Source organism: Herbaspirillum sp. Her2, assembly GCF_057961375.1.
Map to the genome: position 1 here is coordinate 3,022,135 of NZ_CM176331.1, position 13,307 is coordinate 3,035,441.

12 protein-coding genes are annotated in these 13,307 nt (G+C 64.5%); 4 read left to right on the top strand and 8 right to left on the bottom strand.

Annotation, left to right across the window (positions count from 1 at the left end; all coding sequences use genetic code 11):
* Window positions 1-10: 10 nt before the first annotated feature.
* The 4 genes from benB to ACWHXP_RS13735 form a co-directional block, all read right to left on the bottom strand.
* The gene (benB, locus tag ACWHXP_RS13720) at window positions 11-505 is read right to left on the bottom strand and encodes a benzoate 1,2-dioxygenase small subunit (protein ID WP_121038032.1); all 495 of its coding nucleotides are present in this window, start codon (window positions 503-505) and stop codon (window positions 11-13) included.
* On the bottom strand, window positions 502-1,875 hold the full coding sequence (locus tag ACWHXP_RS13725; RefSeq protein WP_489635748.1) for a Rieske 2Fe-2S domain-containing protein: 1,374 nt from the start codon (window positions 1,873-1,875) through the stop codon (window positions 502-504). Before ACWHXP_RS13725 ends, benB begins: the two co-directional genes overlap by 4 nt.
* A gap of 112 nt (window positions 1,876-1,987) precedes the next feature.
* On the bottom strand, window positions 1,988-2,923 hold the full coding sequence (gene catA / locus ACWHXP_RS13730; protein WP_121038026.1) for a catechol 1,2-dioxygenase: 936 nt from the start codon (window positions 2,921-2,923) through the stop codon (window positions 1,988-1,990).
* 49 nt (window positions 2,924-2,972) lie between these two features.
* Complete coding sequence (locus tag ACWHXP_RS13735; protein WP_121040285.1) at window positions 2,973-4,166, bottom strand: muconate/chloromuconate family cycloisomerase; 1,194 nt, start codon at window positions 4,164-4,166, stop codon at window positions 2,973-2,975.
* Between the two features lie 144 nt (window positions 4,167-4,310).
* Here ACWHXP_RS13735 and ACWHXP_RS13740 point away from each other — a divergent pair, with 144 nt between their 5' ends.
* The 4 genes from ACWHXP_RS13740 to ACWHXP_RS13755 all read left to right on the top strand — a co-directional run bounded on the left by ACWHXP_RS13740 (window position 4,311) and on the right by ACWHXP_RS13755 (window position 7,046).
* On the top strand, window positions 4,311-5,264 hold the full coding sequence (locus ACWHXP_RS13740; RefSeq protein WP_039788858.1) for a LysR family transcriptional regulator: 954 nt from the start codon (window positions 4,311-4,313) through the stop codon (window positions 5,262-5,264).
* A gap of 226 nt (window positions 5,265-5,490) precedes the next feature.
* A complete protein-coding gene (gene catC / locus ACWHXP_RS13745; RefSeq protein WP_013233325.1) occupies window positions 5,491-5,778 on the top strand; it encodes a muconolactone Delta-isomerase in 288 nt (95 codons plus the stop codon).
* A 77-nt stretch (window positions 5,779-5,855) separates the two neighbouring features.
* Entirely contained in the window at window positions 5,856-6,641 is a 786-nt protein-coding gene (gene pcaD / locus ACWHXP_RS13750; RefSeq protein ID WP_489635747.1) for a 3-oxoadipate enol-lactonase, read from the top strand.
* A 111-nt stretch (window positions 6,642-6,752) separates the two neighbouring features.
* Complete coding sequence (locus tag ACWHXP_RS13755; RefSeq protein WP_489624928.1) at window positions 6,753-7,046, top strand: hypothetical protein; 294 nt, start codon at window positions 6,753-6,755, stop codon at window positions 7,044-7,046.
* A gap of 87 nt (window positions 7,047-7,133) precedes the next feature.
* Here the strand turns inward: ACWHXP_RS13755 and ACWHXP_RS13760 are convergent, their stop codons facing one another.
* The 4 genes from ACWHXP_RS13760 to ACWHXP_RS13775 are packed head-to-tail and all read right to left on the bottom strand — an operon-like array spanning window position 7,134 to window position 13,243.
* On the bottom strand, window positions 7,134-8,363 hold the full coding sequence (locus ACWHXP_RS13760) for a DUF2399 domain-containing protein (RefSeq protein ID WP_489635746.1): 1,230 nt from the start codon (window positions 8,361-8,363) through the stop codon (window positions 7,134-7,136).
* An 11-nt stretch (window positions 8,364-8,374) separates the two neighbouring features.
* Complete coding sequence (locus tag ACWHXP_RS13765) at window positions 8,375-11,188, bottom strand: ATP-binding protein (protein ID WP_209583188.1); 2,814 nt, start codon at window positions 11,186-11,188, stop codon at window positions 8,375-8,377.
* Window positions 11,188-11,913, bottom strand: coding sequence for a DUF4194 domain-containing protein (locus ACWHXP_RS13770; RefSeq protein WP_134221693.1), 726 nt, complete (start codon window positions 11,911-11,913; stop codon window positions 11,188-11,190). The genes ACWHXP_RS13765 and ACWHXP_RS13770 overlap by 1 nt, the downstream gene beginning before the upstream one ends.
* On the bottom strand, window positions 11,906-13,243 hold the full coding sequence (locus ACWHXP_RS13775) for a hypothetical protein (protein WP_489637744.1): 1,338 nt from the start codon (window positions 13,241-13,243) through the stop codon (window positions 11,906-11,908). Before ACWHXP_RS13775 ends, ACWHXP_RS13770 begins: the two co-directional genes overlap by 8 nt.
* Window positions 13,244-13,307 lie beyond the last annotated feature (64 nt).

The following is a 13,307-nucleotide window of genomic DNA, read 5'->3' on the forward strand; positions in this document are numbered from 1 at the left end:
TGCGGGCTGGTCAGACGTGATAGACGTCGATGACCTGGCGAATGTAGTCGTTCTTCAGGGCGATCTTCTTGCTGGCGATCTGGAAGCCGCCTTCGGTCTTGCGCAAGCTGACCAGGGTGGTGCCGAAGAACTGGTCGGTGATCTTGTAGCGGTGCGACAGCGTATGGAAGTTGTAGCGCACTTCAACCACATCGTCGTGCTCGTCCAGGATCTCCACATTGGCGATCATGTGGCTGGTGCGCGGCTCCGGCATGGAGGCACTGGAGCGCTCGGTCTTGATGCGGAACACGCGGTCTTCCAGTCCATCGCGGTTGGCGTAGTAGATCAGCGAGATCTCGCGCTGCGGGTCTTCGGTAAGCTGGTCGTCATCGTCCCAGGCCGGCATCCAGTATTCGACGTCCGGGGCGTACAGTTCCAGCCAGGATTCCCACTGGCGTTCGTCGAGATAACGCGCCTCGCGATAGAGGAAGGCGCAGACTGCATCGAGTTGGGCAGGTTGGTTCATGCTTGTGCTCCTTGCTCTGCGGCCGCACGTTCCTTGCTGACGGCCTTGCGCATCTGCTCGGTCCAGTAGTGGTGCTGGCAGACGAAGAGCCCTTCGTCCTCGCTGCGTTCACCGCTCAGTTTGGGGTTCATGCCCATCTTCTTCGCATTCTCGTCCGGACCCTGCTTCCACAGCGGCGCGCCCCGGCTCATGTCGTTGTAGCGCACGGCCGATCCGGCATAGCCGGCCTGGCAGGCGCGGAATTCTTCCAGGTCGTCGGCGGTGCCCATGCCGGAGACATTGAAGAAATCCTCATAATGGCGAATCCGCACGCGGCGGTCTTCGGCGCTCTCGCCCTTGGGGCCGAAGCAGAAGATGCTGATCTCGGTCTGGTTCACGCTGATCGGACGGGCCACGCGGATCTGCGTGCCGAACTGGTCCATCAGGAACACGTTGGGATACAGGCACAGGTTGCGGGTCTGGGCCACGATGGTATCGGCGCGCGCCTGGCCCACGCGGGCGGCCAGTTCTTCGCGCTGGTTCCAGATCGGGCGCACTTCCGGATTGAGCGTATTGGTCCACAGGAGGATGTGGCCGTTCTCGAAACCGTAGACGCCTGCAACAGCCTTGCTCCAGTTGTTGGCATCGGTGGCCTTGGTGCCGCCTTCCTTGCGGCGGCTCATGGTGGCGGCGTAGTTCCAGTGCACCGAGCTGACATGGTAACCGTCGCAACCATTTTCCATCTGCATCTTCCAGTTGCCGTCATACAGGTAGCTGGAGTTGCCGCGCAGGACTTCCAGGCCATTGGGGGCCTGGTCGACGATCTGGTCGATGATGACGCGGGTCTCGCCCAGGTACTCTTCCAGCGGCAGCACGTCTTCCGAGAGGCTGCCGAAGAGGAAGCCGCGATAGTTCTGGAAACGCGCCACGCGGGTCAGGTCATGCGAGCCGTTCTTGTTGAAGGACACCGGATATTCGGTGGTCTTCTCGTCCTTGACCTTCAACAGCTTGCCGCTGTTGGAGAAAGTCCAGCCGTGGAACGGGCAAGTAAAACTGCTCTTGTTGCCGTGCTTGCGACGGCACAGCATGGCCCCCTTGTGGGCGCAGGCATTGATGACCGCGTGCAGCTCGCCGTTCTTGTCGCGGGTGACCACCACCGGCTGGCGGCCGATCCAGGTGCTGTAGTAATCGTTGATCTCGGGGACCTGGCTCTCGTGAGCGAGGTAGACCCAGTTCGATTCGAACAGGTGCTTCATCTCCAGCTCGAACAGGTCGGCATTGGTGAAGATGTCGCGGCGGCAGCGGAAGATGCCGTTGGTGGCATCTTCGTCCAGGGCGGTGTCGAGCAGGCGCTCGACCTCTTCATACTTGTCGGCGGCAAGGGTGGTCATGTCTTTTCTCCAGGGTGCAGCCCGCCTGTCGCGATGGGAAACCATCGCGGCAAGGCAGTCGGCGGGGATGAGGCTGGCCTGCGCCAGCGGCTGGCGCAGGACGATCAGGCGATCAGGCGGCCAGGCGCGGACGGTCCACGACCTGGTTGTCGGCACCGTTGACCAGCGAGGTCAGGTTGATGTCGAAGACGATCTCGGCGAACGGGCCTTCCAGTCCCTCGGCCTTGATGCTGGCCGCATCGGTACGCTCGACCAGCGGCGGCACCAGGCCTTCGCGGGTGGCGTAGGCGAAGTCGTCATAGATCAGCGGATCGCCCTCGATGTTGATCTGCGTGGTCAGCTTGCGATGGCCATCGGCGGTGACGAAGAAGTGGATGTGTGCCGGACGGTTGCCGTGGCGGCCCAGCTGGTTCAGCAGACCCTGGGTCGGGCCGGCCGGCGGACAGCCGTAGGCGGCCGGCATGATGCTGCGGAATTTGTAGCGGCCCTGGGCATCGGTGATGATGGTACGGCGCATGTTGAAGGGCTTCTGTTCACCGGTCGGGTCGAAGTGCGAATAGAAACCCTTGGTGTTGGCATGCCAGACTTCGACCTGCGCGCCGGCCATGGGCTTGCCATCCGAACCGTAGACGGTGCCGTGCATGATGATGGTCTGGCCGTTCTTGTCGCTGCCATCGTCCAGGCGCGCGAAGCCCTGCTCCACCGGCGCACCGGCCACGTACAGCGGACCTTCGATGGTGCGCGGGGTGCCGCCGGTGATGCCCAGGGCGGCGTCTTCGGCATCCATGCGCATGTCCAGGAAGCGGTCCAGGCCCAGGCCCGGCGAGAGCAGGCCGGCTTCGCTGGCAGCGCCCAGGCGATTGACGTAGGCCACGCCGGCCCAGTATTCGTCGGAGGTGATTTCCAGGTCTTCGATGGTCTTGAACAGGTCGGACAGGATGCGATGCACGATCTGCTTGGTGCGCGGGCTGCCGCCTTCGGTGTCGAGGCCGCTGGCCAGGCGCAGGAAGTCCTGGACTTCGGGGGTGCTGAAAATCTTGGCTGCCATGTTGAGTCTCCTTTTGGATTTGTTGATTGGGGAAGTGCGTTTTCTTGTTTTATCCGGCCAGTGTGGCCGGCCTCGCTGCTGTCACTGTCGCCCCTTGCTTGCGGTCGCGCCGGAAGTATTGCACACGCTCCTCATCGAGCACGATGCCCAGGCCGGGGCGGTTGGGTATGGCCAACTGGAAATCCTGGTATTGCAAAGGCTCGGCCAGAATTTCTTCGGTCAGCAGCAGCGGACCGAACAACTCAGTCCCCCACTGCAATTCACGGAAGGTGGCGAAGGCATGGGCCGAGGCGATGGTGCCGATGGCGCCTTCGAGCATGGTGCCGCCGTAGAGCTCGATGCCGGCCGCGTCGCCGATGGCGGCCACCTGCTGGGCGGCGCGCAGGCCACCCGATTGTTCGATCTTGATCGCAAACACATCCGCACCGCCGATGCGCGCCAGCGCAAAGGCCGATGCCGGACCGGTCAGCGATTCATCGGCCATGATGGCGATGGCGTGCTTGCCCTTCAAGCGGGCCAGTGCCGGGGCCGAGGCCACCGGCTGCTCCACCAGTTCGCAGCCGGCATCGACCAGGCCGGCCAGGCCGCGCTGGGCTTCCAGTTCGCTCCAGGCCATGTTCACATCCACCCGCACCGAGCCGCGATCACCGAGGGCCTTCTTGATGGCGGCCACGTGGGCAACGTCGGCCTCGACTTCGCGGCGGCCGATCTTGAGCTTGAAAATCTTGTGGCGGCGCGCGGCCAGCATGCGCTCGGCTTCGTCGATGTCCTTGGCGGTGTCGCCCGAGGCCAGGGTCCAGGCGATCGGCAGGCTTTCGCGGGCGCGGCCGCCGAGCAGCTGCGAGACCGGCAGGCCGGTGCGCTGGCCCAGGGCATCGAAGAGCGCCGTCTCGATGGCGCACTTGGCGAAACGGTTGTCCTGGATGGCCTTGTTCAGGCGCGCCATGATGGCCGGGATCAGGCTGGCATCGGCGCCCAGCAGCAGCGGCGCGAAGTAGGTATCGATGGCCAGCTTCATGCCCTCTGGTGATTCGGCACCATAGGCCAGACCGCCGATGGTGGTGCCCTCGCCCACGCCGACGGTGCCGTCGGAGCAGTACAGGCGCACCAGCATCAGGGTCTGCCCGTTCATCGTCGCCATCGACAATTGATGGGGACGGATGGTCGGCAGATCGACCAGGAAGGTCTCGACCCGGTCGATCAGGGCCGGGGCCGCAGCGTGAAGGTGTTGTGGGGTATCCATGGACTGCATTGAACACCCGGAAGCCCTGCCATTGCCAACACCAAATTCGTCTAGTTTCATACCTTTTTTATATAGTTTATAAAGGCTCCTATAAAAATCAAAGGATTAGACATCATTAGTTTCTGTGAGATATGATTTTCGGCCATGGACATCAGACAACTGAAATACTTCGTGGCCGTGGCCAATACGCGCAACTTCACACGCGCCTCGGAACAGCTGCACATTGCGCAGCCGCCACTGTCGCGCCAGATCCAGCTGCTGGAAGAAGAACTGGGCGTGCAGCTGATCCTGCGCAACAGCCGACCGCTGCGCCTGACCGAAGCCGGCCGGGTGTTCTACGAGCAGGCGCTGCAGATCCTCAACCGGCTGGAGCAGTTGAAGAACGCCACCCAGCAGATCGGTCTGAACCAGCGCCAGACGCTGTCCATCGGCTTCGTCGCCTCCACGCTCTATGGCGGCCTGCCGGTGCTGGTGCGCAAGCTGCGCCAGCACTATCCGGAGGTGGACATCCAGTTGCTGGAGCTGACCTCGATGCAGCAGTTCGCCGCCCTCAAGTCGGGGCGCATCGATGTCGGTTTCGGGCGCATCCGCAGCAATGATGCGACGGTGGCGCGCATCGTCCTGCGCGAAGAAAAACTGGTGCTGGCCATCCCGCCCTCTTTCCCGCTGGCCGCCAGCCATCAGCGCGTGAGCCTCAAGGAAGTGCATGGACAGAAGCTGATCGTCTATCCCAAGGAGCCGCGCCCCAGTTTCGCCGACCACATCCTGAGCCTGCTCAATGACCAGGACATCCATCCGGCTGAAGTGCACGAGGTGCGCGAGATCCAGACCGCACTGGGCCTGGTGGCGGCCGAATCGGGGCTGTGCCTGATCCCGGCCTCGGCGCGGCTGCGCAATGACCTGCATTACCGGCTCATCGACGATCCGCGCGCAACCTCCCCCATCATCCTCACGCATCGCATCAACGACAATGCCTGGTACATCGAGGCCATCAAGCAACTGGTGGCCGACATGTATGCCGAACGCCCGGCCTGGCTGGACATCGAGACCAGCTCCTTCCCGGCGACCGGTTTTCCGAATCCCGAACGGCGCGAGTGAGAGACCATCACGATGCGCCCCCAGCGCTCATCCTGCGCGTAGTTGACGCGCAGCAAACCGTCTGCCCAAGTTGACAGTTGCCCGCACGGACGCCTACACTCGTTTGTGCGAACAAAGGATTTATGTTCGTTTATCGAACATCACGATTTCCCGCCCCGCGTTCATCATCGCGACCAGGGCGCGCGCTGCACGACATTCCACCCATAACGACAACGGAGCACACATCATGCTGTTCATGGTTCAAATGCAGGTCAACATTCCCGCAACGCTCGACAAGGCCGTGGCCGATCAGCTGAAGAAAGACGAGAAGGAGATGTCGCAGAAGCTGCAGCGCGAAGGCAAGTGGCGCGACCTGTGGCGCGTGGTCGGGCAGTATGCCAACGTGAGCATCTTCAACGTCTCCGGCAATGATGAGCTGCACAACATCCTGTCGGCCCTGCCGCTCTATCCCTTCATGACCATTTCGGTCACTCCGCTGACCCAGCATCCCTCGGCCATCGCGCAGATTGGCTGATTCCCGGCGTATCTGACGCTTTTTGATTCACACACGCCCGTCACCACCGCCCGGTGGCGCGGGCCAAGGATTTACTCATGCCCTTTGCAACCCTGAACGGAATCAAACTGCATTACCAGCTCGACGGTGACGCAGCCTTGCCGGTGCTGGTGCTGTCCAACTCGCTGGGGACTTCGCTGGCGATGTGGGATCCGCAGATTCCCGAACTGAGCAAGCACTTCCGCGTGCTGCGTTATGACACGCGCGGCCACGGCCAGTCCGAGGTCACGCCCGGTCCTTACACGATTGCCCAGCTCGGCAGCGACGTCATCGCCCTGCTCGACCAGCTCGACATCAAGCAAGCGCATTTCTGCGGCCTCTCCATGGGCGGCAGCACCTTCATGTGGCTGGCGGTGCATCATCCGGACCGCGTGGCCAAGCTCATCCTCTGCAATACCGGTGCCAAGATCGGCACGCCCGAGGCCTGGAACAGCCGCATCGAGACCGTGCAGCGTGATGGCCTGTCGGCCATTGCCGCTGCGGTCGTTTCACGCTGGCTCACGCCCGAGTATGCCGAACAGCATCCGGAGCAAGTGCAGGCATTGACGGCCATGCTGCTGGCCACGCCGGCGGAGGGCTATGCAGGCGCTTGCGCAGCGGTGCGCGACAATGATCTGCGGGAAGCGATTGCGGGCATCCGCGCGCCCACGCTGGTGATTGCCGGCAGCGGCGACGTGCCGACGCCACCGGCCGATGCGCAGTTCATGCGTGCCGCCATTCCGGGTGCGCTGTATGTGGAATTTGATGCGGCCCATATCTCCAACCAGCAACAGCCGCGTGCCTTCACGCAGGCGGTGGTGCAGTTCCTGACCGAAGCGGCCTGAGAGCGGGAGCCCCGGCAAGGGGTGAACGGGGAGCGCTTGTGTGAGCTTTGCAGGAGGCCACTATAATGGCGGCCATGTGAATTTTTGTTAGTGTCTGATCAACGCACTCACATGGTCTCCTGTTACGAAATTACCGCCGAATCTTCCCCGTTCACCTTCCTGGTCTGGTGTGCAGCCAATGACGCACAATGGTTCGTCAGCGGCGTGGAAATCCGTCATGACACCATCGGCAAACTCTTCCCCAAACGTTCCCTGCCGGGCCGCTATCCCTCGCGGCCGCTGGCCCTGGCGCGCGGCATTCACTGGTGTGAATCGGTGGCCTACCAACTGCTGGAAGCCGATGTGCCGGAGGTAGCGGAGGAGTTCCTGCCACCGCAGGCGCGGATGATTCGCGAGATGCGCTAACGGCAGTTTGTTTGAGGATAATTTCCTGCACAGCGGGCAAGTCTCCTGACTGCGCAGGTCCTGCAGAGCGGAGACCGGAGTGCCCGGCTAAAGCCAGGCTTCCTGTTCGGCCTTGCGTCCTTCGGCCTGCATCGCCACACACAAGGACCGCAAAGACTCCGGCAACTCCTTCCTTGCCAACAGGGTCGTCAGCAAACGATGGTCATGCGCGTTCAACGGCCAGCGCTGCCTGGTGTTTTCCCACTGCGCCAAACCCATTTGATACGGTTCCCACGCCAGTCCGGCACGGGTCCAGCGCGCCCCTGCCGTGCAGGCGATATCCACCCCTGCGGGATCGGCATCGGCACTGATCCAGGCTGGTGCCGGTGCCAACAGCAGGAGATGCGACACCGTATTCAGCCAGGCCGCCGAGGGCCGCCCCGGCATCCACAGGAGCGCCACCCCAAGCGGACGCTGGCGCGCCTGGTGTTCGAAACTGGCACGGTTCTCGATCAGCCACCAGCGTTGCGGCGGCGTGATGCGGTCACAACGCTGCAGGTCCTCCAGCGGCAACCCGAGGCAATGCAGAGGGGCCAGTTCCACCCTGCGCGCTTGCCATGACAGCACCAGATCACCGGCCAGCCATCCCACTTGCGCGAAGTTGGCGATGCCGAGTCGTTCAAGATCAAACATCGAATCCAGCCAGCGCCATTCGCTGTTGCTCAGGGCCTTGGTGAGGTCGCGTGCATGCAAGGCGAAGTTGCGGCGCAATCCCTGCTGGCCGCTGTCGTGCCAGGAAGCGATCGCTTCCAGCAAACCCAGGCGGTCGGCCAGCAGCTCGCGGCGCAAGCTCTTGTCGGCCTCCAGCGCATCGAGAGCCGCCATCAGTTCATCCAGCAGATCAGGATCGAGCGCCACCGATGCGCTGGCTTGCGTGCGCAGTTCCAGCCAGCGCCGCGATTGCGCCAGCAGCGCCTCGCGTTCCTGCTGGCGTTGACCGGCATGCGCAATGCCCAGCAAGGATTGCAGCTGGCGCAGATCGCGCCAGCTCAGGAATTTCCACAACCAGTTGCCACCGCTCAGTTCCTCGCGCAGGCTGACCCAGCCCTCCTGCAGCAGGCGCTGACAAAGGCGTTCGGCTTTTTCAATGGACAGGCCAGCGCTGCCGGCCTCCTTGAGCAAGACCTCACGGCTGCGCGTGACGGCCTCGCCGCGTGCCCAACGCAACAGGGCCGCGCGTTCTTCGGCATCCAGCAAAGGCAACACCGATGGCAACTCGCCCGACGATTGCAACTCACGGCCCTTGCGGCCGCGTGGCGTCTCGATCAGGCTGCGCATCGGTGAGCCCCTCAGGCATCCAGCCGCAAGCGCCGCTGCAGCACGCCGATGGGCGGCGCCCAGCGGGCTTCGCGCGGTTTCTTCGAGGTGACCAGCGTAATGTCGGCCGGCTCGAAGACTTCCACGTTGTGCGTGATCGGCGTGGTCAGCACGTATTGCGCGCGGGTCGATTTCAGGAAGTTGCCGACCAGCTGGATGTTGCGCACGTCAAGGTGGGCAAAGGGTTCGTCGATGAAGACGAAACCGCCCGGCATGTCGTCATCCTTCAACAGCCCCACCAGCAGGATCAGCGACTTGATGACCTGCTGGCCACCGGACGCTTCACCATCGTTCAGGCCGATCTCGCCCTTGCCGTCGAAGTTGAAGCTGACCTTCAGTTCGGCCTGGCGCAGGATGGTGTCGTCATTGTCCAGATGCGGCAGATCGGCGCTGACCACCACCCCGGCCAGGGCACCAAGGTCGACGATGTTCTTGCGATAGCGGCGTACCGTCGCGCGCAACACGTCGATGTAGCGTTCACGCGCATTGCCGACGGCTTCCTCGGCCTGGTGATTGCTGATCTTGCGCGAATCCAGTTCGTTGCGCTGGTTGCCAACCGTGCCCTGCATGATGAGGTGCTTGTCCTCGACCGTGCCATCCTTTTCCCAGTGGCCGGTTTCCAGTTCGTTTTCGACGGAAGCCATGCGCAGCTCGGCCTGCTTGGCGTTGCTGTATTTCTCGTAGAGCGCCTGCACCGTCGCAGTCGCAATCCAGTGCGCAGGGAAGCGGCCCTTCTGCGCACGCGAGGCCAGCGCGCGGGCGCGCTGCTCATCGTGACGCACGCGCCAGTCACGCTCCTGCCCCGCAAGATCGCCTTCGCTGTCGCGCAGCCGGCGCTGCAAGGCATCGAGCTTGCCATCGAGGATGGTGCGCTGTTCGATGGCGTCCGCGTACTGCACGTCAAACTGGCTCCAACGTTCACTCGCCGCCACGCGCGCGGCCTTCAGTGCGGGCAACTGACGGCGCGCCTGTTCGAACTCTTCACTTCGCTTCGCCAGCGCCTCTGCTGCGAGGTGGCCCTCGGTGGCTTTCTTGGCGGCGTCGAGCTGGCGCTTGACTTCGCTCTGCTTCAGGACGATGTCGGTCAACTGTTCGTCCAGGGTGGCCAGGCGCTTCTGGATCGAGGCCTGGCGCGCGGCCATGGCGGCCGCACCGAACTGGTAATCGCCCGGATCGCGCCACACGCTGCGTCCGCCCCGACCATCGCGCCAGTAGGCTTGCGGCGTGATCCATTCGCCCCCACTGCTTGCGCCTTCGACCGTATCGGCCACACGGCGGATCTGCGCCAGTTGGCGCAGCAGCCAGGACGGGGCTTTGGCCGAGAAACGCAACACCGCCAACAGGCTTTCTGCGGGCGGCTGGGACGTCGCCGTGGCCGCATCGGAGACCACGTAATGGCGATAGCGCTCACGCTCGGCCAGCGCCATGGCGGCGGCTTCATCCTTTGGATCATCCAGCACCACCACCCAGCACGAGGCGCGCAAGACGCCTTCGGCGGCGGCACGCCACTGGTCGTCCGCAATCTCGATCACATCGGCCAGCAGGTGATGGGCGATGCCGGCCTGGCGCAAGGCCCGCGTGAATTGCTGGACGTCATTCGGGCGCGGAGCCTGGCGTTGTCCGGTCAAGCGGTCCAGCGCGCCGCTGGCGTCCTTGCGTTGCTGCTCCAGGTCACGCCAGCGATCGTGCAGCGTGCTCTTCTGCTGTTCCAGTTCTTCCACGCGGGCCAGCAATTGCGTGGCATCGCCTTCCACCGCGGACAGGGCCAGCAGTTCATCGGCCTGCTTGACCAGTTCTTCCACCGGCTTCTCGGCATCGCGCGCCTTTTGCTGGGCTTGCTGGGCTTCCGCCTTGTCGCGTTCCAGCGCAGTCACCTTCTCGCGTGCCGCCTGTTGCTGCGTCAGCAGGGACGACAGCTGCAAGGTATCGCTGCTGCGCTGGCGGCGCAGGTGATTGTGATGCAGGCGCTGGCGATGCAGTTCGCGCAGGCGCGTGGCCGTGCCTTGGCGCTCTTCGTGCCAGCGCAAGACCGGAATGACTTCGGTGGCCAGCGTCTCGCGCTCGCGCAGCTTGCCCTGATAGGTGCGATACAGCGTGACGCGGCTGTCCAGCTGCGCCAGTTGCGCTTCGCTGTAGGCCAGTTCCTGTTCGGCCAGGGTCACCTCGGCGGCCAGGTCGCGCTGATGGCGGCGGGCTTCCTCGTAGCGGTCCAGCACTTCCTGGTCGCCGAACACTTCGAACACCAGGCGCAGCAATTCCTTGGGCGAGAATTCGCACAGGCGGTCGGTCTGGCCCTGCTCCAGTGCCAGCACGCGCGCAATCGCGCGCGACAGGCCGGCGCCTTCCAGGCGCTTGCGCCAGTGGTCCAGGCCCAGCCAATCCTTTTCGGGCAATTGCGCCAGGGTTTCGATGGCGACGTCGCCATCGCTCATGCAGTAGCGGCGCTGCCAGTCGCCGCCGTTGCGCTCGATGCGGCAGGCCAGCGTGACCTGATCGGCATAGAGCAGGTTGCGCGCGAACGGACGGGTGGAGGTCTGGCGGCCATGCGGACGGTTGTCCACCGTGGCGCGCAGCCAGGTGGTGTCGGCGTTGGCGTGGCGGGCGTAGGTCTTGTAGCTGCGCCCGCCCGAGCAATCCAGGCCCAGCAGGGTACGCATGGCGTCCAGCAGCGTGGTCTTGCCGGACCCGTTGGGGCCGGCGATGGTGATGATGGAACCGTCCAGGGGCAGCGTCAGGCGCTGGCAATAATCCCACTGCAGCAGTTCCAGCGATTGCAGGTGGAACATCAGGCGTCTCCCTCTTCGGATGATTCATCGGCAGCAGCGTCGGCATCAGCCTGCGCCTCTGGCGCAGTGCCCGCTTCGTCGCGTGCCGTGGCGCGTGCCAGCACGTCGCCCAAGGCGCCATCGAGGATGCGCGGCGCCAGGGCATCGTAGTCCAGCAGCAGGTCCAGCAAGGGGCCTTCGGCGATGTCCACGCCACGGCGCACGATGAAACCGTGGGCTTCGAGGCGGCGCAGGTTGGTGTCCATGCGCGTCTTCTTGCCGAGCTGGTTGCCGAAGTCGGCCAGCAGCGCCGTATAGGACACCACCGGGCTGACCTCGGCTGCCGTCGGCATGGGCTTGTCGGTGTGGAACATCTCGTCCTGCTGCTGGGCATCGTCACCGGCGGCGCGCGCCGACTGGCGTTCGCGCTTGGGCAGCACGATCAGCGCCCACAGCACCACCAGCAGCGAGATGGCATCGCGCGGCAGGTCAAGGTTGTTGTTGGCATTCATGCCGGCCTCACCGAAAACGGCCGATTCGGCCGGGCGCACCAGCGCCACGCTGATGTGATCGGCGTGGATGTTGTCCACCAGGCGCAGGCCAACCTGGGCCAGGCGATCCTGCAGGGCTTGCCACAGGTCGGCATCGACCAGGGCGCGGCGCACGCGCGGGTGCTTGCGGGGCAGCCAGCGGCGCGCCAGCAGTTCGGCGGCCAACAGGCCGGCCTCGTCTAGGGTCTCACTCATTCGGTCTTTCCCGGGATGGATCTGGATGGACGGCCCCGGCGCTCATGGCGGCGACATCGGGGTCATCGACTTTGTCGACACGCGGCAGGAAGCCGGCTTGCCAAGGCAGGCGCGCCAGGTCGCCGGTCTGCCCTTGCAGGGTGCGCGCCTGGGCGTCCCCCAGCAGCGGCAGCAATTGCAGGCGATACGCGGCCTTGCCGAAGCTGCCGCCCAGCACCACCGAGGTCAGTGGCTGCGGTTGCAATTCGGTGGCGTCCTCGCCTTCCGGCAGGGCCCCCAGGCGTGTCAGTTGTTCAATCAGTTCGCCCAGCTCGACCGGCATGCGCAGCGCTTCGATCTTGCCTTCCACGGCCTGGGCCGGAGGCGGCAAGCCTTGCTGGCGCTGGGTATCGGGACGGTCGCGCTCGAATTCGCCTTCGGCCACATCCAGCAATTCGTGGCCGCTGACGAAGACCGGCTTCACACCGATGGACAGCGCCTCCCCCATCAGCGAAGACAAGTCAGCATGCGATTGCAGCCAGTGCCGCACGTCCGAGCTGGTCACGCCGGTGCTGCCGAGGGTGACGCGCTGGCGGTCGGCCTGCTGCAGGGCGCGGGTGAACTGGCTGGCCATGGTCAGCAGGCGCGCCTGGCCGTTGCCGAGCGCACGCGCTTCGCGTTCCAGGCGGGCGTCGGAATGTTCGCTGCGGATCAGGGCGGTCAGCGCTTCACCGGCGCGATTGACCAGCTTCAGGGCGCGTTCGAATCGCGGCTGGGCCTGGCGCAGCAAGGCTTCCGAACCGCTGGCAATGGCATCGGCGAACTGGTCGTGCAGGCGCGCCAATTGCGCATGCAGGTGGCGGATCTGGCTGGCATCGGACAGGCCCAGTGCCTGGGCCCCGGCCACTTGCGCCAGCAGCGCGGCCATTTCGTCATCCTCGCCGACGGCGCGCGTGAGCGGGGCCAGCAGGGCTTGCACCTGCTGGGCAATGGGCGAGAGCTGGTAATCCTGGCCGGTGGCGTCCCAGACCAGCAGGCCCAGATCGCGCAGGCGCTTCAGGGCGGCTTCCATGGCCTCGGGCTTCAAGGCATAGAACAGCTGGTTCAGGTCCTCGCGCTGCAGGCGGCCCTGCGGCTGCGCCGCCAGTTCGAGGAACATCCAGATGCGCAGGCGCGCGGCAGCCTGGCCACCGGAGACCAGGCCGCGCAGCGCGTCCAGCACGTCCAGCCGCTGGCCCAGGCCCCAGGCCAGGGGCGCTTCGGCGGCTTGCGAAGGATCGCGGAAGTAGCTCTCGAAGGAGCCGGAGTCATGCTCGTCCGCAAGGGGAGCGGGGTCGAATTCTTTTGTCAATTTGTCGTGGAGGTTGACCAGGCAGTGCCTGGATCCTGCCCGGTCGGTGGGCGGACCGGCAAGT

Coding starts and splice junctions, on each gene's coding strand:
- benB (WP_121038032.1), bottom strand. CDS start 505: ATGAACCAACCTGCCCAACTCGATGCAGTCTGCGCCTTCCTCTATCGC.
- ACWHXP_RS13725 (WP_489635748.1), bottom strand. CDS start 1,875: ATGACCACCCTTGCCGCCGACAAGTATGAAGAGGTCGAGCGCCTGCTC.
- catA (WP_121038026.1), bottom strand. CDS start 2,923: ATGGCAGCCAAGATTTTCAGCACCCCCGAAGTCCAGGACTTCCTGCGC.
- ACWHXP_RS13735 (WP_121040285.1), bottom strand. CDS start 4,166: ATGGATACCCCACAACACCTTCACGCTGCGGCCCCGGCCCTGATCGAC.
- ACWHXP_RS13740 (WP_039788858.1), top strand. CDS start 4,311: ATGGACATCAGACAACTGAAATACTTCGTGGCCGTGGCCAATACGCGC.
- catC (WP_013233325.1), top strand. CDS start 5,491: ATGCTGTTCATGGTTCAAATGCAGGTCAACATTCCCGCAACGCTCGAC.
- pcaD (WP_489635747.1), top strand. CDS start 5,856: ATGCCCTTTGCAACCCTGAACGGAATCAAACTGCATTACCAGCTCGAC.
- ACWHXP_RS13755 (WP_489624928.1), top strand. CDS start 6,753: ATGGTCTCCTGTTACGAAATTACCGCCGAATCTTCCCCGTTCACCTTC.
- ACWHXP_RS13760 (WP_489635746.1), bottom strand. CDS start 8,363: ATGCGCAGCCTGATCGAGACGCCACGCGGCCGCAAGGGCCGTGAGTTG.
- ACWHXP_RS13765 (WP_209583188.1), bottom strand. CDS start 11,188: ATGTTCCACCTGCAATCGCTGGAACTGCTGCAGTGGGATTATTGCCAG.
- ACWHXP_RS13770 (WP_134221693.1), bottom strand. CDS start 11,913: ATGAGTGAGACCCTAGACGAGGCCGGCCTGTTGGCCGCCGAACTGCTG.